The sequence below is a fragment of the Riemerella anatipestifer genome (assembly GCF_009932355.1).
GTDB classification, from domain to species: Bacteria; Bacteroidota; Bacteroidia; order Flavobacteriales; family Weeksellaceae; genus Riemerella; species Riemerella anatipestifer_E.
On the sequence record NZ_LEKU01000003.1, the window covers coordinates 36770 to 57651 of the forward strand.

A 20882-nucleotide genomic window follows, 5' to 3' on the forward strand; every position below is an offset into this window, starting at 1 on the left:
GATAATACCTAGGCTAATAGCTACCACCGATAAGGTACCAAATAGCACTATTTTCATCTTTTGGATCTTGTAATCCTGCCATGAGGATATGGGCTTTGCCAGAAGCCAAAGTGCTAACATTCTTAGGCTGATTGGTTCCAGAGTAAGCTAATGCAGTATTGTGCTGATTGTTTACAGAAATTATTTTCCCTATATATTTTTTAGGGTCTGGAAGTACTATTTGTTGGTCTCCAGTTTGTGCTAAAGCAAAAGTATTAGGTACGCTCCATTCTGCAATATTGGCATGTGCTACTTCTCTAATATTACCAGTAATAGATTGTAGCGTAGCTCCTCCTGTGGTACTACTAGCTTCTGTTCCCAACTTTACCCAAACCCCTCCTTTAAAGAAGTAAAATCCTGTAGCATCTACATTAGCCGTGGTTCCCGAAGCTGTACCGTCTGCCACTGAGCTAATGTAAAGCAAAGTAGATTCTGCTACACCCGTCCCCATATTGGCAGCCCTCAAACGGCTGACCCTAGGAATTAGCACCCCTTCTACAGTAGAGGCTGTGCTTAGACTATTAGCGGTATTCGGTTTTATTTCCAAAGTGGCTTGGGGATGAGATTCATTGATGCCTACTTTACCATCATACTGCCCATAAGCCATTAAACCTAAACCTAAAAAGGCGAATACACTTAGTTTGGTTGTTTTTGTTTTCATAACATTTAATTTTAGAATTTTTGATATTTAATTGTTTAAGATTATAGAGGTTAGATATTGGATTTTAGATTTTGTAGGTTCGGTTTAAGGGTTGATGAGACTGTACTAAGTTCTAAACTCTCATATCTCACCTCTAACCTAAAAAAACGCCTCCCCCCTCTCAACACACACAAAATGAGGAGGAAGGCTAAAACAGAAAGAGCAGAATGCTCCCCCTGAACACTAAAAGCACCCAACAAGAACGACCATGTTATGAGACAAAACAATGGTGCTTTTAGTAAGTAAGTATAAAAGTTAAAATTAGAATGATGTAAACACAAAAAGCCCCCAACGAAAGTTGGCGGAACCATATTTTGGTTTAACGATAAAAGTCTAAAGAATTTGCTAAATAGTCGGACGCATACCCACGAAACTACCTGTGTGTGTGTGTGTGTGTGTGTGTGTGTTTACACAATTATCTGAAACTACCAAATAATTGGAGTACTTTTTTACACTTGTTTGTATGTTACTGATATTGCGTGTCATAAAACTAAGGCAAACTTATAACCTTTTGAAGAAGTGTGCAAGTTTTTGAGAAATATTTTATGCAAAACTTAGTTTATTCCCTACAATCGCCTGCTTATTTTTGTTTAAATTTGCACTCCTAAATAATATATTAAGATGAAATATTTGTTTTGGCTATGCTTGTTTGCTCTACCTCTAGTAGCCAAGTCTCAAAAAACTAAGGTTTCGGATACCATTATTCTACTTAAAAAAGATACTGTTTTATCTTCTAAGACGGTTAAACAACTCCATTTGGAGGCTCTACCCTACTATAACTTTGGTAAAGGTGTAGGGATTACTTCTCCTGATAGTCTATTCCAATTTAATATTCGTTTTAGAATGCAGAACAGACTAGAAGCCGATTTTAATGACAATGAAAATACAGAATATAAGGCTGCCATTCGCCGTCTTCGTTTAAGGTTTGATGGGTATGTGGGTAATCCTAGGTTTTTGTATGCTATACAGCTTTCCTTTGCTCCTGATGATGTGGGCGAAATTAAAGAAGGGAGTCCGCTTAACATCATAAGAGATGCGATTGTATTTTATAAAGCTACCAATAAACTCATGCTTGGTTTCGGACAAACAAAACTCCCAGGGAACAGACAAAGGGTAAACTCATCGGGAGCATTAGACCTTACCGACCGTTCTATCAACAACGCTATGTTTAATATTGATAGGGATTTTGGTTTCCAAGCCATTTATAACAATACCAAAGCTAACGAGTTTGGGTACAGCTTAAAAACTGCCATAACTACTGGAGAAGGAAGAAACTTTAATGACAAAACCGACGGACTTGCCTACACTGGGAGAGTAGAACTCTATCCTCTAGGTTCTTTTAAAAACAATGGAGAGTTTTTTGAAGGCGATTTATACCGAGAGCCTACGCCTAAGATTTACCTAGGAGGTACTTATCACTTCAACCAAAGGTCTAATTTTTCACAAGGGCAAAGGGGTAAGGGATTGTTGGAGAGTAGAGATTTGCAATCTATCCTTTTAGATGGTATGATGAAATACAATGGCTGGACAGCTACCGTTGCTTATATGAGCAGAAGCACCAGCAACCCACTCACACATAATGCCGATTTTTCTAAAGTAATACCTGTGGCGGCAGGACACGGCTATGATACTCAACTGAGTTATATTTTCCCCAAGAATTGGGAAGTTATTGGGCGTTTCTCTCAAATGACACCTAATAAAAATATACAGAACTTGATACCAAAACAAAATCAGCTTTCCTTTGGTATTACCAAATATATTTGGGAACACGCCTTTAAAGCTCAAGTGGAAGTGAGTAAGAACAACTTTCTCTACATAGATGGAAGAAAGGATAATAATTGGTACGCTAGATTTCAGGTAGAAATAGGAATTTAATCACACAAATCATAATACAATGAAATACCTTAATAATAAATGGATTTTCCTAGTTTTAGGACTATTAGCAGGGACTTTAATAGGAGTTAGATGTTTTCAGAAATCTAGCCCTGATGCTTTAACAGCTGAAGTTAGCACAGGTGCGTCTTCTCAAGAAAGCACGCAGCAAGATATTGAGACTCTTACAGAAGAAAACACCGTAATTGCTTATATAAAAGAACATCACGAACTTCCAGCATATTACATTACCAAAAGTGAAGCTAAAAAATCAGGGTGGAACCCTTCCTCTGGTAATCTTTGCGAAGTGCTACCTGGGAAAGCTATTGGTGGAGATAAATTCCGAAATAGAGAAAATCAGCTTCCTCAAGGAGACCGTTACTACGAGGCGGACATCAACTACCAATGTGGTAGAAGAAATGCCGACAGGCTTGTCTTTACAAAAGACGGTAAAGTGTGGATTACCAAAGACCATTACAAAACCTTTCAAGAGAAGTAATTATTTATCAATAAAAAAATCCCTTAGCAAAAAGCTAAGGGATTTTTGTTTTATTAACCTATATTTTAAAAGAATTTACCTCTTTGTCTCATATTTGGGTTATGCATATGTTTCTGCATAGTAGGCATTTTAAGTTGGTCTTTCATTGTCTTGATATGCTCTGTCATCATACCCGAACTATCTAGCCTTTTTGCTTCTTCTAGAAGTCTTTGAGCCTCCTGCTTGCGTCCTCTTTGCATTGCTCCTGCCGCTAAATTAAGGGTTGCCATTGCACGGTCGTGTTTCATATTCAGACCATATTCCAAAGCCTTTTTCATTAGAGGTTCTACCTTTCTAGGCTCATCTTGAGCTAGAGTAAGCCCTTGTAAGTAATGATAATAACCGTATTGTGAACGGTGCAACTGACTTTTATAATTCTTTATAGACGCTAACCATTGTGCGGCTTTAGGGAAGTTCTGCTTTCTTAACTGCCAAAACGCAAGAAGGATAAACTCATTTTTGAAGAATAATATAATAGGCAACGAGGATAATAACACCATTACAATGCCCCACCCTATATTTCTATTAAACATCAAATAAACACCAAAAGCTATCATAAGGGCAGCTACCACCAGTTTAATATACTTATTATTCATCTGTTTTAGTTGTTTTTTAGTTAAGATTTTTGCAAAGATAAGCCATATTCTTCAAAGAAGCCAAGTTTCTACTACTCACGATTTCCAAAAGCTCGTTTGTATTCTTCCGCAGCCTCCGTTAATGTTTGGTAAAAACCTTCTCCATACTTTCTGATTAAAGGTGTTTTTAGAAACTTATACACAGGTACTTTAAGTTCTTTTCCTAAAGCACAGGCATCGCTGCATATCTTCCACTCATGATAGTTGAATGCTGTAAAAGTAGAATATTCTGTAATTCTAATAGGGTACAAATGGCAGGAGATTGGTTTTTGCCAATCGATAGCACCTTCTTCATAAGCCTTCTCTATACCACATTTGGTGATGCCATTTTCATCAAAAATAACATAAGCACAATCTCTATTATCAATCAATGGTGTTACTAAATCGCCTTCAAAATCTTCCACGGAAGTCCCTTGCTCTTCTATGGCTTTAATTCCCTCTGGACGAAGATAGTTTTTAATTTTAGGATAAATATCCTCTAATATCTTTACTTCCGACTGCTCTAGTGGAGCTCCAGCATCGCCCTCTATACAACAAGCTCCCTTACACTTGTTAAGGTTGCATACAAATTCCTCCGAGAACAAATCCTCCGAAATTAGTTTATCTTCTATCTGAATCATAAATTTATTATTTCTTTAATATCTAAAAAAGTTCCTATTTTAAATAAAACTAAGCTCAAAACCACTACCCAAAGCCCTAGCTCTTGCATCCAATATTTAGGCATAAATCTTAGAGCTCTACTTACAATGATACTTACTGGTAAGGCAATGAATAACAGATATTCATACACTGTACCCATATATAAAAATATCGTTATAGATTGAGTGAGTGTGTATAACAATATAAAGGTGTATTTAAACCTACTAATAGGGCTTTTCTTATTAAAATGAATAAAATGATTGGCAACGGCATAGAACACCATCAGTAAAACAGGTAACAGAAAATACAACGGATAGTAATTCTCTTGAAATCGAGGTGAAATTAAAGGCAAGTAAGCTGGATTAAATGAATTGCTCCCAAGGAGATACATTACTCCAAAGTAAGACAATAACACTAACATAAAACCAAAAACTAACCTAAATATATTCAGCCCTATTTTATCTGAAGTTGCTATTAAATGGATAATTACAAAAATGGTAAATGCCCACACCGTGGGTAAAAATAAATATCCTAAAGCAAGTAACGCCCCCACAATCAGATAGTAATTTTTCTTAAAAACTTCCTCTCCAGTGGTTAAAATAAGCAATACAAATGCATTAGTGAAAAGGTTAAAGGCTATCCCAATATCTAAATTCCCTTCGTAGAAAGCAAATACAATAAAGGTATAGATAAAAAACGGTACATGCCTATTATAGTTAAGACCTATCTTATTAAATAAAAAATACCCTAAAGCAATACCCGTAAAGCTAAACAGCCCAGAAAAAACCTCTACTGTATTGATATTTAAAGCATTAAAACCGATTACCATAAGAAACAAAACACCTATATAGATAGGAATAGAAAAAATTTTAATTTCATTTGAGAGTAATCTGAACATTTTTTTATAATTTTGTGCAAAGTTAATTTAAAAAAGAAAAACAATGACTTCTTTCTGGTTATTTTTAAGCGATTTATTTAAATGGTCTTTTGGATTCTACGATGTTGCTGGTAATGTTTTAAACTGGGTTTTATTTTTACTAGGTTGTGGGTTCTTCATCTACTGGTGCTATACATTAGTAGTTACTTTAGGAGGAGATAAGGATAAGGAATACCATTCACCTACGGAAGGTAAGTTTCCTTACTACGATACCAATATTTATAAAAAAGAAGGTTAATCCTTCATTATAATGATATAACAAAACCCTATATTTTAACAATATGGGGTATTTTTGTTATACTTCATAAACCATTCATCTTTTCTAGTTGTAAAAGAAAGTTTAAAAATTTCTTTAGCCATATCGAAATTTGATTTAATTTTGCCCTTATTTTTAATTCAAAGATTAAATGTCTACACTTAACGGAGAGCATTCTCATTTTGACACAAAAAAGCTCTCACTCATCGGAGTATTAGTCTCTTTAGGTATTGTTTTCGGAGACATAGGTACTTCTCCTCTCTATGTAATGAAAGCCATTGTTAATGCTAGAAAAGATGCTTCTATTCCTTTTGATGAATATATAGAAGGGGCTCTTTCTTGTATCATTTGGACGCTTACAATTCAAACCACTATAAAATATGTACTCGTTTCTTTAAGAGCGGATAATAAAGGAGAAGGTGGTATTTTAGCGTTATTTTCATTAGTCAAAAATCTAAAAAAAGGGTGGCTATACCTAATTGCAATACTGGGTGCTTCTGCACTGATTGCAGACGGAGTGATAACACCATCGCTTACAGTAATGTCTGCTATTGAGGGGCTGAAAATCTATAATCCCGAGACTCCAGTAGTTCCCATTACATTAGGGATACTGGTAGCAATCTTCTTTGTACAACAATTTGGAACTTCGTTTATAGGTAAATTTTTTGGACCTGTAATGGTACTTTGGTTTTTAGCTTTGGGAGGTTTTGGTTTCTTTCGTTTAGCAGAAGATTTAGAAGTCTTAAAAGCCTTTAATCCTTACTATGCTTACAAACTTATAGCACATTCGCCTAATGCCATTATTATCATGGGAGCGGTATTCCTTTGTACTACAGGAGCAGAAGCTCTTTACTCTGATTTGGGACATTGTGGTGCTAAAAATATTAGAGTGAGCTGGGTATTTGTTAAAATAATGCTTATTCTCAACTATTTAGGTCAAGGAGCTTGGATACTAAAATATAATCACGAAACTCTTGGCAGTCTCAACCCTTTCTTTGGAATAATGCCAGATTGGTTTGTTTTACCTTCAGTAATACTGGCTACTTTAGCAGCTATTATTGCTAGCCAGGCCCTTATTACAGGTTCTTTTACGATATTTTCAGAAGCAATGTCGCTTAACTTTTGGCCTATCCATAAAATAGATTATCCTTCTGGAGTTAAAGGACAAATGTATATTCCTAAAATTAATTGGGGACTTCTCCTTATGTGCATAGTAGTGGTACTTTACTTCAAAGAATCCGAAAAAATGGAAGCCGCTTACGGACTTTCTATCACAGTAACTATGCTTACTACTACCTTGCTACTATCTTTTTTCCTTATCAAAAAACGAGTTAATAAGTTACTGATTTTTCTATTTTTAGGTATTTATGGTACAATAGAACTAGGCTTTTTCAGTGCTAATGTGATAAAATTTCACGAGGGCGGTTGGATTACGGTAGTTCTTGCTGGTTTTATAGGTATTTGTATGTATGCTTGGTATAATGGTAGAATGATAAAAAACAGATTTATAAAATTTGTAAAACTAGAGAATTATATTTCTACGATTAGAGATTTAAAACTAGATGATAGTGTGCCTAAATATGCTACTAACCTAGCCTTCTTTAGCCGTGCTAAAAGGGAAGATGAAATAGAGTCTAAAATTATTTATTCTATAATTAGAGCCCAACCTAAGAGAGCTGATCATTATTTTATACTGAACATCATCAATCAAGAAAACCCTTATACTTTCAAATATGAAATAGATGAAGTATTACCTGGAACGATTTATAAAATCAATTTCTTATTAGGGTTTAAAATAGATAGAAGAATTAACGATTATTTCCAAGATGTGCTGGAAGATATGATGAACTCTGGAATTATCTCTGATAAGAGTAATTATCCATCGCTTAGGAGTCATAATATTCCTCCAGATATGAAGTATGTGATTATAGATAATGTCTATATAAATGACAATCTTTTCACCATAAAGGAAAAAATTACGATGAATATTTATAACTTTGTAAAAAAATTAGGTAGCAATGATTTTAAAGCCTTTGGGCTTGCCACTCATAATGTGGTGGTAGAATCTGCTCCACTTTTGTATTCAGCAGCTGGAGACAAGCGTATACAAATGGAAAATTTTAAAACAAGTAACTAAATAAATCTAGAAAATAATAGTACCTAATGGAACATCAAGAGAAAGATATAGAAATAATAAAAGACGCTCTAAAACAGTATTTACAAGAAAACGGATTTAGAAATACGCCTGAGCGATACACTATATTGGAGGAAATCTATAAACTTGATGAACACTTTAACGTAGATGACCTCTACCTCATTATGCTTAATAAGAAGTATCATGTGAGTAAAGCCACCATCTACAATAGTATAGAAATTTTTCTAGATGCAGGGCTTATCCGTAAGCACCAGTTTGGCGAAAAGTCTATGACTTCGGCTTCTTACGAAAAATCTTTCTTTGATAAACAGCACGACCATTTGGTAATCTACAAAAAGGAGGGCAGCAAAGAAATTGCAGAAATCATAGAATTTTGCGACCCTCGTATCCAAGGAATTAAAGATTCTATAGAAGAAATATTTGGCGTGAAAATAGAAAGTCATTCACTTTATTTCTACGGTCATAAAAAGGCATAATGAGGTTAATTATACTCGTACTAATGTGCTTAGGGTTTTCTGCATTGGCACAGCAGAAAGAGAAAACCTCTACAACACCATTGGTAAAAGATGCGTATTTTAAACCAAACCCTAATACCAAAGGTACTGTTGCAGGAAATGAAGAAAAGTTAAAACATATTCACTCAGACTCTTTGGTTAGACGCCCTGACTTATATGAAGGTAATCCTGTATTTATTGGTAATGTAGAGTTTCAACATCAAGGCTCAGTTTTAAAGGCAGATAAGGTTGTATTTTATCAAAATGACAACTTTGTGAAAGCAATAGGCAATGTGGTACTTACCACTGCCGAAGGCAACCGCATTACTTCCCAAGAAATGGAATATGATGGCAAAACTCAAAGAGGTATCGCAAGAAAGAATGTAGTACTTACAGACCCACAGCAAACCATAAAAACAGAAACGCTCTATTACGACCGTTTACCCAATACGGCTTATTTTAATTCGGGAGGAACTATTTACAATGGCAGAAATACCATTTGGACGCAGGTAGCCACCTATAACATCAACACACAGACAGTAGATGTTTCAGGCAATGTAAGTATTGACAATGATAAATATCGTGTAGAAGGTTCTAAAATCATTCAAAATCAAAAAACCAATATAGCAGAATTTTTAGGAGCAACAAAAGTCATCAATAAACAAAATCCTAGAAATTATGTTTATACAGAAAAGGGGCGTTACCTTATGACTTCCAAAGAGGTATATCTTAATAAAAACTCTAGAATACATTACAATGGGAAAGTCCTCACGGGAGAAACCATGTATTATAACCAAAATACAGGCTACGGTACAGCTAAGGGAAATGTCTATTTAGACGACCCAAAAGAGAACCGATTTATCAAAGGAGGCTACGGCGAAATCTATGAGTTCAAAGATTCAGCTATGGTAACAGAAAAACCTTATGCTGTAAAGATAATGAAAGAAGACTCTATCTACTTTGGAGCAGAAAAAATATTAGCTTTCCAAAAACCAGATAGCACAGGAGTAAAAAAGAGTTACCTTAGAGCCTTTCATAAAGCTAGAATTTTCAAATCTAACTTCCAAGGTAGAGCCGATTCTCTAAGCTTTAATGAGACTGACGGTATTTTACACCTTATGGGAAAACCGATATTTTGGACAGGAGAAAAACAAATCTCAGGGGATAAAATAGAGGTCTATATGAATACTCAAAAGGAAGAATTAGATTCAATCAAAGTAATAGGGAATGCTTTTGCTATTAGCAAAGCCGATTCGCTCAATAACAAAGATGAGTTCAACCAAGTGAAGGGCAATTTTATGACGGCGTTTTTTGTAGATGGAGAACTAAAACTTACCAAAGTGGTTGGCAATGCACAAGCCATTACCTATGCTGATTCTCAAGACGAAAAAACAAAACAAGTTGACCGTATTGGCATCTCGTTTTCTACTTGTGGAGCGATAGAAGCTTTGTTTGAAGAAAAAAAGGTGCAAATCATCTCGTGTAATATTGGTGCGAATACCGATGTGTATCCCATGAGTATGGTAAACAAAGAAAAACGATTTTTCCCAGATTTCAATTGGAATACCAAAGACCGACTGAAACATTGGAAAGATATTTTCCTAGACACGCCTAACTATCCTAAGACAGAGTATATTTCTGATGATAGCCTTTACCAAAAAGCTCAAAAGCTGAAACAAAAGCAAGAAGAAGCAAAAAGGAAAAACGAACCCAAAAGAAAAAAACGAAACTAATATTCACTTTTTAACCTCTCATTAGACCATGCAACAAGATTTCTTTAAATATCAAGCTCAAACCACCCCTTTTGCTTCAGGGTTTGAAGCCGAAAGAGCAGAAGGAAACTATATTTACGGAAAAGATGGTAAAGCCTATCTAGACTTTGTAGCAGGAGTGTCTGCTAATACTTTAGGGCATTCGCACCCAAAAATTATCAATGCAATCAAAGAACAGGCAGATAAATACCTCCACATAATGGTCTATGGAGAGTATGCACAAGAGAAGCCTGTGGCACTTTGCAAACTGTTAGCAGAGGCAACTCCTGCTCCATTAGAGGTTACCTATTTGGTTAATAGTGGAGCTGAAGCTATAGACGGAGCGTTGAAACTCGCTAAAAGATACACAGGAAGAGAGGAAATCGTAGCTTTCAAAAATTCTTATCACGGTAATACCCACGGAGCATTAAGTGTTTCTGGTAATGAGGTACATAAAAGAGAATTTCGTCCATTGTTGCCTATGGTTTCGTTCATAGAGTTTGATAATGAGAAAGATTTAGACCAAATCACAGAAAAAACCGCAGGCGTTATTGTAGAAACCATACAAGGAGCGGCAGGTTTTCTAGTGCCTAGTCCTAACTATCTTATTCAACTAAAAAAAAGATGCGAAGAGGTAGGAGCTTTACTTATACTAGACGAAATACAGCCAGGATTTGGACGAACAGGCAAACTATTTGCGTTTGAACATTTTGGCATCGTGCCAGACATTCTAGTGATGGGCAAAGGTATGGGCGGAGGCGTTCCTGTAGGAGCATTTATGAGTTCTAGGGAGATTATGCAAAGCCTTTCTCATTCGCCTAAACTGGGGCATATCACTACTTTTGGAGGTAATCCTCTGATAGCTACCGCTAGTTATGCGACCTTAAAAGAAGTCCTAGAAAGTGGGCTAATGGAAGAAGTAGAAGAAAAAGAAGCTCTTTTTAGACAGCTATTGGTGCACCCAAAAATCAAAAATATCAATGGTAAAGGGCTAATGTTAGCCGTTAATCTAGGTTCACCAGAATATACCCTCAGAGTAGCTAAAAAATGTATGGATAAAGGGCTTATTGTATTTTGGCAGCTGTACCGAAATGAATATCTGAGAATTTCGCCACCGCTTACACTAACAAAAGAGGAAATAAAGAAAGGTTGCCAAATCATACTAGAAACCTTAGACGAAGAACCATTATAATATTAGGCGTATAAGTTTTAGAGATATTTGGGCGTGCCCCAAGCCGAGGCTATTCCCTAGGCTTATGGGTCGGTCTGCGGGCAGTCGCTCTTTTTAGCCGAAGCTCTCCAGCGGCTAAGCCTAACTTTTCTTCACCTCCGAAAAAAAGGAGTTCCAACAATGCCCTTCACTCTCGAGCAGTAAAGCTCTAAAAATCATAAGATTTGGTCTTTAAGATTTGCTGAAGTTTGCGTACTTTTGTGGGTTAGGCGACATTTTTAACAAAATTGTATGAAATATAAATATGCAATAATCGTAAATACACATTTTCATATTGAGCAATTTTTATCTAATAACAACATTACTAATAATACTTCCTTTTGGCAAGAAGGTTCAGATGAAGATGGTGATAGAACTCTATATTTTTCATCAGTCCTATTAAATGATTTAAATGAGGTGCAAGAAATCTACGATAAGGCAAATGAAATTTTATCTATTTACATTGGAATTTATAGACTTTTAGACAGAAACAAAATATTGAAAGATTACTTTTTATTGGATAGACTTATTGATATAGAACAAAATAAAGTTATAGATTTAGGAAAAAGATCAGATTTATTTAAAATATCTTTAGATTTTAGTAATATAGAAAAAAGAACAGATGTAAATCACCCGATCTATAGACTTTTTGAAGATATCATTGAGGTAGAATTTTTAAAAAATTTATTCTTCATTCTTTCAAAAAATGTAGATTATAGAATGTTATATATAATATATGATGATATTAGATTTTTTCTAAAAGAAATCGGTGATAAAAATTTTTTGGAAGAGTACAAAAGTAATCTTAACGATTTTACACATACTGCAAATAACTTTGAAGTTTTAGGTTTTTATGCAAGACATGGAAGAACTAATAATCAACCACCAAAAAAACCTATGACATTAGAAAATTCGATGAATTTAATCTTTGATATAATTGTTAGACTATTAGATGAAAAATTCAATATTAAGTGTCCAAAATATTGGGGTCTTATGTACTTTAAAGAAGAAAACCTGTAAGAAAAACATGGACTAACATAGCATTTGCAAAAGGTGGATTTTAGGGAATGATAGAAAAATTAGTAATATTCAATTGTTGGAGAATAAAAATAACATAGAAATTAGTTAATAATGAAAAAAATATTATTGAGAATTTGCATGATTCTAATTTGTTTAAAGTCATTTGCACAATCAAACAGTCAAGAAAAGCCTGTAGTAATTTATAAAAATGAAATTAGTACACCACTTTTTGAAATGAATGGAAAACTATATCCTTCGCTAGTTTTATCCACTTTAAAAAATATAGATATTGAATCTATAAATATCAGTAAGGGAAGTTTTGAATTTGATGGAAAAAGTTACAATGGAAAAATTATTATAAAAACGAAATCAGAGTTTAATTCTAACTTAATAACAGTTAAACAACTGGTATCCAAGTATACTAATTTAAAAGATAACGACAATTACATTTATAGCGTTAATAAAGAAATCATCAATTCTGATGCTGATTCTACCTTTATCAACGAGAAAAACATCACACAGATTACAGTATACCAACTTGACAAAATCAATAGCTTAAAAAATATGAACTTTATTAAGATTTTCACTAAAACAGATAAAAAATATTCTAAAGAAAATAGTTTTATTATCCGAGGTAACAAACCTTGATTCATATTAAAAGCCTCATTTAATAAATGAGGCTTTTATTTTGAATGACTTGTATAAAACAATTTATTTAATAACCGATTTAAACTTTTTTTGGAAGTTTTCCCATTGCTCTTTTGTTTCTATCTTTTTATATTCATCTTTGTAAAATAGAGAAAGATAAAGTTCTAACTCTTTAGGTCTAAAAGCTCCTACCAAATTAGTAATAGGCTTACCTGTTTCGTCTAAAAAAACTGTTGTTGGGTAAGCATTCACATTTAGAAATCTCGCTAACTCATGTGGTGCATTTCTGCCTGAAACATTGGCTCTGTAATTGGGATTTGAGAATGTTCTATTTTGATAATGTGTCACTTCATTACCTTCTCCATTAAATTTAACAGCGTAATAGTTCTCATTGATAATTTTAGCTATTTCTGGGTGTCCATAAGTTTCTTTTTCCATTAGTTTACAAGGACCACACCATGGAGCATATACATCTAATAAGATTTTCTTAGGTTTAGTCTTTTGAGCAGCCATAGCTTCATCGAAAGTAAGCCATTTAACCTCTTGTGCTAAAGCTAAGTTAATTAAAAATAAACTAAATATTAGTATTGCTTTTTTCATTATCAATTTTCTTTAATTAGGTAGCAAATGTACATAATTCTTTTTAAATCAAAATAGTTATAAAATCAAAAACTCTGAATCTAAAGATTCAGAGTTTTTAAAAATATGCTATTTAACGCCGTGCATCATTTTACTAATAGGTTTACTAAGTAGCAATAGAAGAAGTCCACAAGCTATTACAAACCCTGATATATAAGTAAATACTTGACCTGCCCCCATCTTTTCTACATAAGCTGCAATGTAACCTCCTAAGAAATTGGCTACAGATGACGACAAAAGCCATACTGCCATAAGGACAGAAGCTAGTCTAACTGGAGCTAATTTGGTTACTACTGATAATCCTACTGGTGATAAACATAATTCTCCTATAGTATGAACAAAATAAGTCATTACTAACCACCATAAACTTGCCTTTATAGTAGGGTCTGCAATATCTCCACCTCTTTCAGATACAGCACCTAGCATAAACCAAAATCCAATACCTAAAATTACCATACCTAATCCCATTTTAACAGGGGTACTTAATTTCTTACCTAACTTAGAACTCCAAAACATTGCAAACAATGGAGCTAAAGCCACAATAAAGAATGGGTTAACTGACTGGAACCAAGACGCAGGTATTGTGTAATTCCCTATAAAAGGAATATCTACATTTCTGTCTATATAGTTATCTGTGTAAAGTGCAATAGAGGAACCTGCTTGTTCGAACCCTGCCCAAAAGAATACAGCAAATAAAAATAGAATGAAAATAACACTTACCCTTTGTTTTTCTACTTTTTTAAGTTCATCTCCATTTTCTATTTCTTCTTTGATGACTTCCACTTCTTTCTCCACTTCTATCTGCTTCTTAGGTTTCTTACCAATATTACCTAAGTACTTTTGAGCTAGAGTATTAAATAATACTTGCCCTAAAAGCATACCTAAACCAGCTGCTAAGAAACCATATTTATATCCGTAAGACATAATTTCTCCTGCAGCGTCTTTCTTAGCAAAGATATCATCTGTAAGAACTCCAATTACCAAAGGAGCAATAAGAGCACCGAGGTTAATCCCCATATAGAAGATAGAAAATGCAGAGTCTCTTCTTTCATCTCCTTCTTCATATAGATTACCAACAAGTACAGATATATTTGGTTTGAAAAAACCATTACCTATAATCAGTAATAATAAACCAATATAAAGCCCAAAATGCGTATTGATAGCAAACAAGGTAAACTGCCCCAACATCATTAAAATACCACCAATTGTAATAGATAAGCGTTGTCCTAAAAATTTATCTGCCAACCATCCTCCAATAAGTGGTGTAAAGTAAACAAACCCTGTAAAGTACCCATAAATTAAACTCGCATGTGCAGGATCTATAGATAAACCTCCTTGTAGATAGGTTTTTGTAAGGTAATATATGAGAATAGCTCTCATACCATAGTAGCTAAAACGCTCCCACATTTCGGTAAAAAATAAAAGGTATAATCCTGCTGGATGCCCCTTTTTACTGACTGTTGTATCCATATTCTATAATAATTGTTATATTTTTCTTAAAAAAGACCAACAAATATAGTCTTTTTTGGAGTTCTACAAAGAAACTAAGTTAAAAAATGTTAAATTCTTCTAAAATCAAAGTAAAAATGCTACCCTATTTTTATAAAGTAGCATTTTCATAAAGTTTAAAAATTAAAGCTTAATCTAGAAAATACATATCTCCCATTGAGACCAAACTGAGAAGTCGCTCGTGTGTAAACAAACTGTCCGTTATTAGTAGAAGCAGAAATATTTCTACTAGGATAAACATCAAACAAGTTATTAGCTCCTAATGTAAATGTAATTTTAGGAGAAAAGGCATACCCAAATGATAGGTCTGTGATAACTCTATCCGTCATTATTTGATGCTCGTTAGGTAATGTAACGCCATCTCCATTAGCATCTACAACATCTGCTCCCGTTACTTTTCCGAAGTAGCTATTTCTTAAGTAAACATTCAGTTTTTTATAACTAAGAGTATGAGAAAGCCCTGCCTTAAACCTAGGTATAGCTTCTTCTACATAAATCCTAGAACGCTCAGAGAAGTAAGTTCCGTCTAAACCTGCCGCTTTAAGCACTGGTGAAGAATGTATCTCCCCTACCTTTCGCGTTTGATTAAGATTAAGTGCAAAATCATTGGTAAGTTTAAAATCATTGTTTTTAAAATCGTGGCTGATTACAATGTCTAGACCTTTAGTTTCTGTATCTATGGCATTGGCAAAAAACTGTGCTGCACTTACATTAGCTTGTGCGAATAGATTTTGCAATTCGGTATTAGCTCCAGCTCTAAAGGTATCTGTAAGCACCACTCTATTGTTGATACGAATAAAATAAGCATCTCCTGTGATACTTAGCCTCACGGACGGAATACGATAGGTAAACCCTGCACTTACCGATTGTGACGTTTCTTGCTTAAGTTTAGGAATACCCAACAAACTCGCTATTTTGGAATGGTTATTAAAAGTACCTACCTCCTGCAATTGTCCATCAAAGAAAAGTGTAGAGGTAGTATTATAATAAATCTGGTGTACAGATGGAGCTCTAAACCCTGTAGAACCCGCTAGACGAAAATTAAGATTATCCGTTGCTTTTATTCTAGAGGCTAGTTTGTAGTTTAGTGTAGAACCAAAATCCGAATAATTTTCAAAACGAGCTGCCGCCGCTACTAAAACTCTTTTCGTAAAATTAGCTTCTACATCTGCATAGAAAGCATAAGAGTTTCTACCATTACTACCTGCATTTTCTGTACGGAAACCACCAAATACTTGTGAACCACCAGGTAAAGTATTCCCGAAGAAATCAGTTGGTTTTTGGCTATTCGGCGTTTGTGCCGTTTGTGGGTTACCAAACACATCATAGGAAAGATAAGAAGCAGGCTCGCCTTCTCTAATTTTAAAGTTTTCGGTTCTTTGCTCTGCTCCAAAGGCTAGGTTAAGCCCTTCCCAAACATCATATCCTCTATAAACATCTAAATTAATTGTGTTTTGAAGAAAACGCAATCCTCCTGCATCAAATTCGCTTGGAGAATTGAACCTCAACGAGGTATTGCCAGAGTTTATTACATTATAATCAAAGCTATTTTGCCCAAAGGTATTACTTAAATCTACTCGCCACGCTCCTAAATTACCTTTAATACCTGCCGCTAACGAAAGGTCTTCTATATTGGTATTGATGTTAGGAAGATAACCATTAAGATTAAGCCCTGTAAAGGTTCTAGACTGGTTGGGTCTTCGGTAGAAGCCACCTGAAGTTCCGTTTCTGAAGCCATATCCTCCAAAAGTATAGACTTTCCATACATCATTCAGTGGAACTTCTATATTCGCAAAAAACTGGTGAGTACTTAATTTAGATTGCCCTACAATCATATTAAAATCTCTTCGGTTAAGTCCTCTGTACGCCAATTCTTGGTTGGTAACATCTTCCGAGAGAATTTTCTGCAAATCGCTAATATTGTTGGCGGATTGTACTCTTTTTTGGAAATCAGAACTAAAATAAGATACTTTTTGAGCATAATTATGAATATAATCTACCAACTGCTGCTGGTTGGGCGTGGTATTGATATTCGTGAATAGTGAGGATAGATTAACGCCTCCCTCTGCTGCTCTTTGTTCTATAGCATTATAAGCATTAAAGATTTTCCCTTCCTCCTCGTTGGCACGATAAGTAGGATTTCTAAATTGAGAAGACCACGTAAGATTATAGAAACCACCTTTAGAGCCTATCTTATTACCGTAGTTTAAATCTACCTGAAAAGTCTCTCCATCTATTCCTTTGGTGTGATTATTAGAAGCTTTACTTGGGTTAGCCCCAAAGGAGAGTTGCCCCTCTAGTTTGCCTGTATTTCTTTTAAGATTGAGGTTCATTACCCCTGCAATAGCATCAGAACCATATTGTGCAGAAGCACCATCTCTAAGCACTTCTATTTTACTAAGTGCAAAGGCTGGTATAGCGTTAAGGTCAGTACCTACAGTACCTCTCCCTGGCGTCCCATTAACATTGATGAGAGCAGATGTGTGTCTCCTTTTACCATTAACTAATACCAAGACTTGGTCTGGACCTAAACCTCTAAGCTGTGCAGGGTCTAGGTGGTCTGTACCGTCGGCTCCCGTTTGTACGGTGGAAGTAAATGATGGAGCTACTACATTCAGCATTTGGTTAATATTGGTTTGAGGTAATGTAACGCTCATTTTCTGAACATCAAACACATCTACTGGCACGGGGCTATCCGTTTTAGAGCGAGCTCCAGAACGGCTCCCTAGTAGTACTACCTCTTCTACTTGTTTAGTTTTTACAGAATCTTTTTTGCTCTGCCCATAAAATTCACCTCCTGCAAAAAATAACACTGAGGCTGTAAGGAGATAAGACTTCTTTTGTAATGAATTTTTCATATTATATATTTTTATAGATTATCTTTAGTAATAAAAAAAACCGCTTACTTTTTTCAAGTAGCGGCTATATTTATTCTTGTTTGTATATTATCTGTTTCTTTTTAACCTAATGTACAACCAATAGCCGCATCCTGTAAAAGACACATCATGAAACACGGCATTATTGAAATATTTTTATACACTTAAAATGGTTATTTAATGATGCAAATGTATTTACAATAATTGATTCTGCAAAATTTTAAACTACTTTTTTAATACAGAGAGATTAAATTCTATTACTTTCTTTTTTCTAAATTTGCCTTCAATAAAAAAACATCAAAATGTCCCTAGACGATATTAAGCATAAAATAGAGGAACTAAGAGAAGAGCTACATCAACACAATTATAACTATTATGTTTTAGATACTCCTAGTATTTCAGACTATGAATTTGATATGATGCTAGAAGAGTTGAAAAACTTAGAACTCGCTTACCCAGAATTTATAGATGAAAACTCTCCTACACAAAGAGTTGGCGGAAATATTACCAAAAATTTTCCCACGATAAAACATCGCTACCGAATGTACTCTTTGGATAACTCGTATAATTTTGACGATTTATCAGATTGGCAAAATCGTTTAGTTAAAAGTTTAGAAACTGATGATATAGAATATGTAGCAGAACTAAAATACGACGGAGCATCTATCTCTATACTTTACGAAAACGGAGCATTAAAACAAGCCGTTACTAGGGGCGACGGTTTCCAAGGGGACGAAATTACCGCAAACATCAAAACCATTTCGGACATTCCGCTAAAGATTAAGGGCGATTATCCAAATAGCTTCTACATCAGAGGAGAAATCTATCTTACAAAAAAGAATTTCACACTCATCAATCAATCTCGGGAAGAGGAAGGTTTAGACCTCTTTATGAATCCTAGAAACACCGCCAGCGGAAGCCTTAAAATGCAAGACAGCACCGAAGTCAGAAAACGAAAACTCTCAGCGGTGCTTTATCAAGTAGTTTCGGAGGATACCTTTGCAAAAACACATTGGGAACTTTTGGAACAAACTAAAAATTGGGGATTCAAAACTTCACAACAAGCCAAACTTTGCAAAAACTTAGACGAAGTAAAAGCCTTTATTAACTATTGGGATAAAGAAAGACAACATCTTGATTTCGAAATAGATGGTATTGTAATTAAAGTTAATAGCCTTAAACAACAACAACTGCTAGGTTATACCGCTAAATCTCCAAGATGGGCAATGGCCTATAAATTTAAAGCAGAAAAGGTAGAAACACAACTAGAAAGTATTTCCTACCAAGTAGGGCGTACTGGAGCCATAACCCCTGTAGCCAATTTAAAACCAGTGCTCCTAGCAGGAACGGTGGTAAAAAGAGCCTCTCTACACAACGAGGATATCATAAGAAAACTCAACCTGCACAATCAAGATTTTGTTTATGTAGAAAAAGGCGGAGAAATTATCCCAAAAATAGTGGGGGTTAATGAGGAAAAAAGACAATCAAATGCAGTATTAGTAGAGTATATCAGCCATTGTCCAGAGTGCAATACGCCACTGGTGAGAAACGAAGGCGAAGCCGCACATTTTTGTCCCAATGAAGCCCATTGTCCTCCACAGGTAGTTGGAAAAATGATACATTATGTTTCTAGAAAAGCCCTCAATATAGAAAATTTAGGCTCCGAAACTATAGAACAACTTTTCAGAGAGAGGCTGATTTCCAATATCGCTGATTTTTATATCCTTACCAAAGAGCAGTTGTTGCCACTAGAAAGAATGGCAGAAAAGTCTGCTCAGAACATTTTGGAAGGCATTGAAAAATCCAAAAAAATTCCATTTGAAAAAGTGCTATTTGGTTTAGGGATTAAACATGTAGGTGAAACTGTAGCCAAAAAATTGGTAAAAAACTTTCATACTATTGATGGGCTAAAAAAAGCCACCCTAGAAGAGCTTACAGAGGTAGAAGATGTGGGTATAAAGATAGCTGAAAGCCTCGTTAATTACTTTCAGAATGAAGAAAATATTGAAATCTTAAATAGACTCAAATATTACGGTATCCAACTAGAACAAGAAGAAAATACCAGCACAAAAGTAAGTAATGCTTTAGAAGGCAAGACCTTTCTATTTACTGGCAAATTATCCCTATTCACTAGAGAGCAAGCCGAGGAAATGGTAGAAAAGCATGGTGGCAAAAACATTTCCGCCGTATCCAAAAACCTCAACTATTTGGTAGTGGGCGAAAAGGCAGGAAGCAAACTTAAAAAAGCCCAAACTCTAGGCACGGTAATCATATTAGACGAACAAGAATTTTTGGATTTGATAAATGACTAAGATATTTTTAGTGTTTTTTCTATATAATCTAGCCTATTCATAATATCATTTATAGGATTGGTATTTTGATTAGAATAAATACAACCCACGATTAAAAAGCATTCTTCATTAACATTAGGAGTACTGCTTATATAAGACTTTTCGGGGGTGAAAATAAGGTATTGTCCTCTATTTTCACCCTTTTGGTAATTTTTTCTAAGCAACAAAATATCTTTATTCTGATAAAAATGATTACCCTCTATTTTAGAAGTTACTTCCAAAGAATATTCTACATTTACAAACAAAGAAGGCTCAACTTTAATTGGATAAAATTCTTTTTTACTTTCAGTAATATTTTCTTTCTTGTAGATTAAATCTTCCACTTCCTCAAAATTAGCTAATTGATTAACCGTAAGAGGTTTAGATATCAAATCATCTGTTTTCATATCTAAAAATTGAGCAATTCTAAGAAGAGTTTCTACCTTAGGTTCGGCCCTGCCATCTTCGTAGGAACTTATAATTCCTCTCGTTAAGTTCAACATATCCGCAAATGCTTGTTGAGAAAGCCCCTTTATTTGCCTTATTTTTTTTATATTAGTACCGAAATAAGTCATAATTGCTAATATTTTATGCAAAACTAAAAAATATTTTTCTTTTTAATGTTAAAAATATT

The 20882-nt window shown here is 34.7% G+C and carries 18 protein-coding genes; 10 read left to right on the forward strand and 8 right to left on the reverse strand.

Translation table 11 applies throughout. The features are described from left to right. Positions 1-13: 13 nt before the first annotated feature. Entirely contained in the window at positions 14-700 is a 687-nt protein-coding gene (locus GXW81_RS00790) for a hypothetical protein (protein WP_161530784.1), read from the reverse strand. Positions 701-1360: 660 nt separating this feature from the next. Here GXW81_RS00790 and GXW81_RS00795 point away from each other — a divergent pair. Together GXW81_RS00795 and GXW81_RS00800 are read left to right on the forward strand one after the other, a co-directional pair. Beyond that, entirely contained in the window at positions 1361-2614 is a 1254-nt protein-coding gene (locus tag GXW81_RS00795; RefSeq protein WP_161530785.1) for a porin, read from the forward strand. A 19-nt stretch (positions 2615-2633) separates the two neighbouring features. After that, positions 2634-3110: a ribonuclease domain-containing protein gene (locus tag GXW81_RS00800; RefSeq protein WP_161530786.1), complete on the forward strand. Its 477-nt coding sequence runs from the start codon at positions 2634-2636 to the stop codon at positions 3108-3110. Between the two features lie 65 nt (positions 3111-3175). Here the strand turns inward: GXW81_RS00800 and GXW81_RS00805 are convergent, their stop codons facing one another. The 3 genes from GXW81_RS00805 to GXW81_RS00815 form a co-directional block, all read right to left on the reverse strand. After that, on the reverse strand, positions 3176-3745 hold the full coding sequence (locus tag GXW81_RS00805; protein WP_014937336.1) for a membrane protein: 570 nt from the start codon (positions 3743-3745) through the stop codon (positions 3176-3178). Between the two features lie 71 nt (positions 3746-3816). Then, on the reverse strand, positions 3817-4404 hold the full coding sequence (locus GXW81_RS00810) for a DUF3109 family protein (RefSeq protein ID WP_161530787.1): 588 nt from the start codon (positions 4402-4404) through the stop codon (positions 3817-3819). Next, the gene (locus GXW81_RS00815; protein WP_161530788.1) at positions 4401-5321 is read right to left on the reverse strand and encodes a DUF6427 family protein; all 921 of its coding nucleotides are present in this window, start codon (positions 5319-5321) and stop codon (positions 4401-4403) included. The genes GXW81_RS00810 and GXW81_RS00815 overlap by 4 nt, the downstream gene beginning before the upstream one ends. 43 nt (positions 5322-5364) lie before the next feature. Between GXW81_RS00815 and GXW81_RS00820 the strand changes: the two genes are divergently transcribed. The 7 genes from GXW81_RS00820 to GXW81_RS00850 all read left to right on the forward strand — a co-directional run bounded on the left by GXW81_RS00820 (position 5365) and on the right by GXW81_RS00850 (position 12894). Next, complete coding sequence (locus tag GXW81_RS00820; RefSeq protein WP_154137956.1) at positions 5365-5598, forward strand: hypothetical protein; 234 nt, start codon at positions 5365-5367, stop codon at positions 5596-5598. Between the two features lie 169 nt (positions 5599-5767). Further along, positions 5768-7753: a KUP/HAK/KT family potassium transporter gene (locus GXW81_RS00825; RefSeq protein ID WP_161530789.1), complete on the forward strand. Its 1986-nt coding sequence runs from the start codon at positions 5768-5770 to the stop codon at positions 7751-7753. Between the two features lie 26 nt (positions 7754-7779). Then, a complete protein-coding gene (locus tag GXW81_RS00830; protein WP_107046348.1) occupies positions 7780-8247 on the forward strand; it encodes a Fur family transcriptional regulator in 468 nt (155 codons plus the stop codon). Next, positions 8247-9998, forward strand: a complete 1752-nt coding sequence (locus GXW81_RS00835) for an OstA-like protein (RefSeq protein WP_161530790.1) — start codon at positions 8247-8249, stop codon at positions 9996-9998. The genes GXW81_RS00830 and GXW81_RS00835 overlap by 1 nt, the downstream gene beginning before the upstream one ends. Positions 9999-10026: 28 nt before the next feature. Further along, positions 10027-11208, forward strand: coding sequence for an aspartate aminotransferase family protein (locus GXW81_RS00840; RefSeq protein WP_161530791.1), 1182 nt, complete (start codon positions 10027-10029; stop codon positions 11206-11208). Between the two features lie 270 nt (positions 11209-11478). Continuing rightward, complete coding sequence (locus tag GXW81_RS00845) at positions 11479-12246, forward strand: hypothetical protein (RefSeq protein ID WP_161530792.1); 768 nt, start codon at positions 11479-11481, stop codon at positions 12244-12246. A gap of 111 nt (positions 12247-12357) precedes the next feature. Next, complete coding sequence (locus tag GXW81_RS00850) at positions 12358-12894, forward strand: hypothetical protein (RefSeq protein WP_161530793.1); 537 nt, start codon at positions 12358-12360, stop codon at positions 12892-12894. A 63-nt stretch (positions 12895-12957) separates the two neighbouring features. Here the strand turns inward: GXW81_RS00850 and GXW81_RS00855 are convergent, their stop codons facing one another. From GXW81_RS00855 to GXW81_RS00865, 3 genes are all read right to left on the reverse strand, one after another. Next, positions 12958-13494 carry a thioredoxin family protein gene (locus tag GXW81_RS00855; protein ID WP_161530794.1) on the reverse strand — a complete coding sequence of 179 codons (537 nt, stop codon included), beginning with the start codon at positions 13492-13494 and terminating at the stop codon, positions 12958-12960. A gap of 108 nt (positions 13495-13602) precedes the next feature. Next, the gene (locus GXW81_RS00860) at positions 13603-15003 is read right to left on the reverse strand and encodes a peptide MFS transporter (RefSeq protein WP_161530795.1); all 1401 of its coding nucleotides are present in this window, start codon (positions 15001-15003) and stop codon (positions 13603-13605) included. A gap of 155 nt (positions 15004-15158) precedes the next feature. Continuing rightward, positions 15159-17900: a TonB-dependent siderophore receptor gene (locus GXW81_RS00865; RefSeq protein ID WP_161530796.1), complete on the reverse strand. Its 2742-nt coding sequence runs from the start codon at positions 17898-17900 to the stop codon at positions 15159-15161. A 320-nt stretch (positions 17901-18220) separates the two neighbouring features. On the opposite strand from GXW81_RS00865, the gene ligA reads away from it, so the two are divergent. Then, the gene (ligA, locus tag GXW81_RS00870) at positions 18221-20230 is read left to right on the forward strand and encodes an NAD-dependent DNA ligase LigA (RefSeq protein ID WP_161530797.1); all 2010 of its coding nucleotides are present in this window, start codon (positions 18221-18223) and stop codon (positions 20228-20230) included. Here ligA and GXW81_RS00875 read toward each other — a convergent pair. After that, positions 20227-20844, reverse strand: coding sequence for a helix-turn-helix domain-containing protein (locus GXW81_RS00875; protein WP_260393516.1), 618 nt, complete (start codon positions 20842-20844; stop codon positions 20227-20229). The two genes, ligA and GXW81_RS00875, sit on opposite strands and share 4 nt — an antisense overlap. Between the last annotated feature and the right edge of the window lie 38 nt (positions 20845-20882).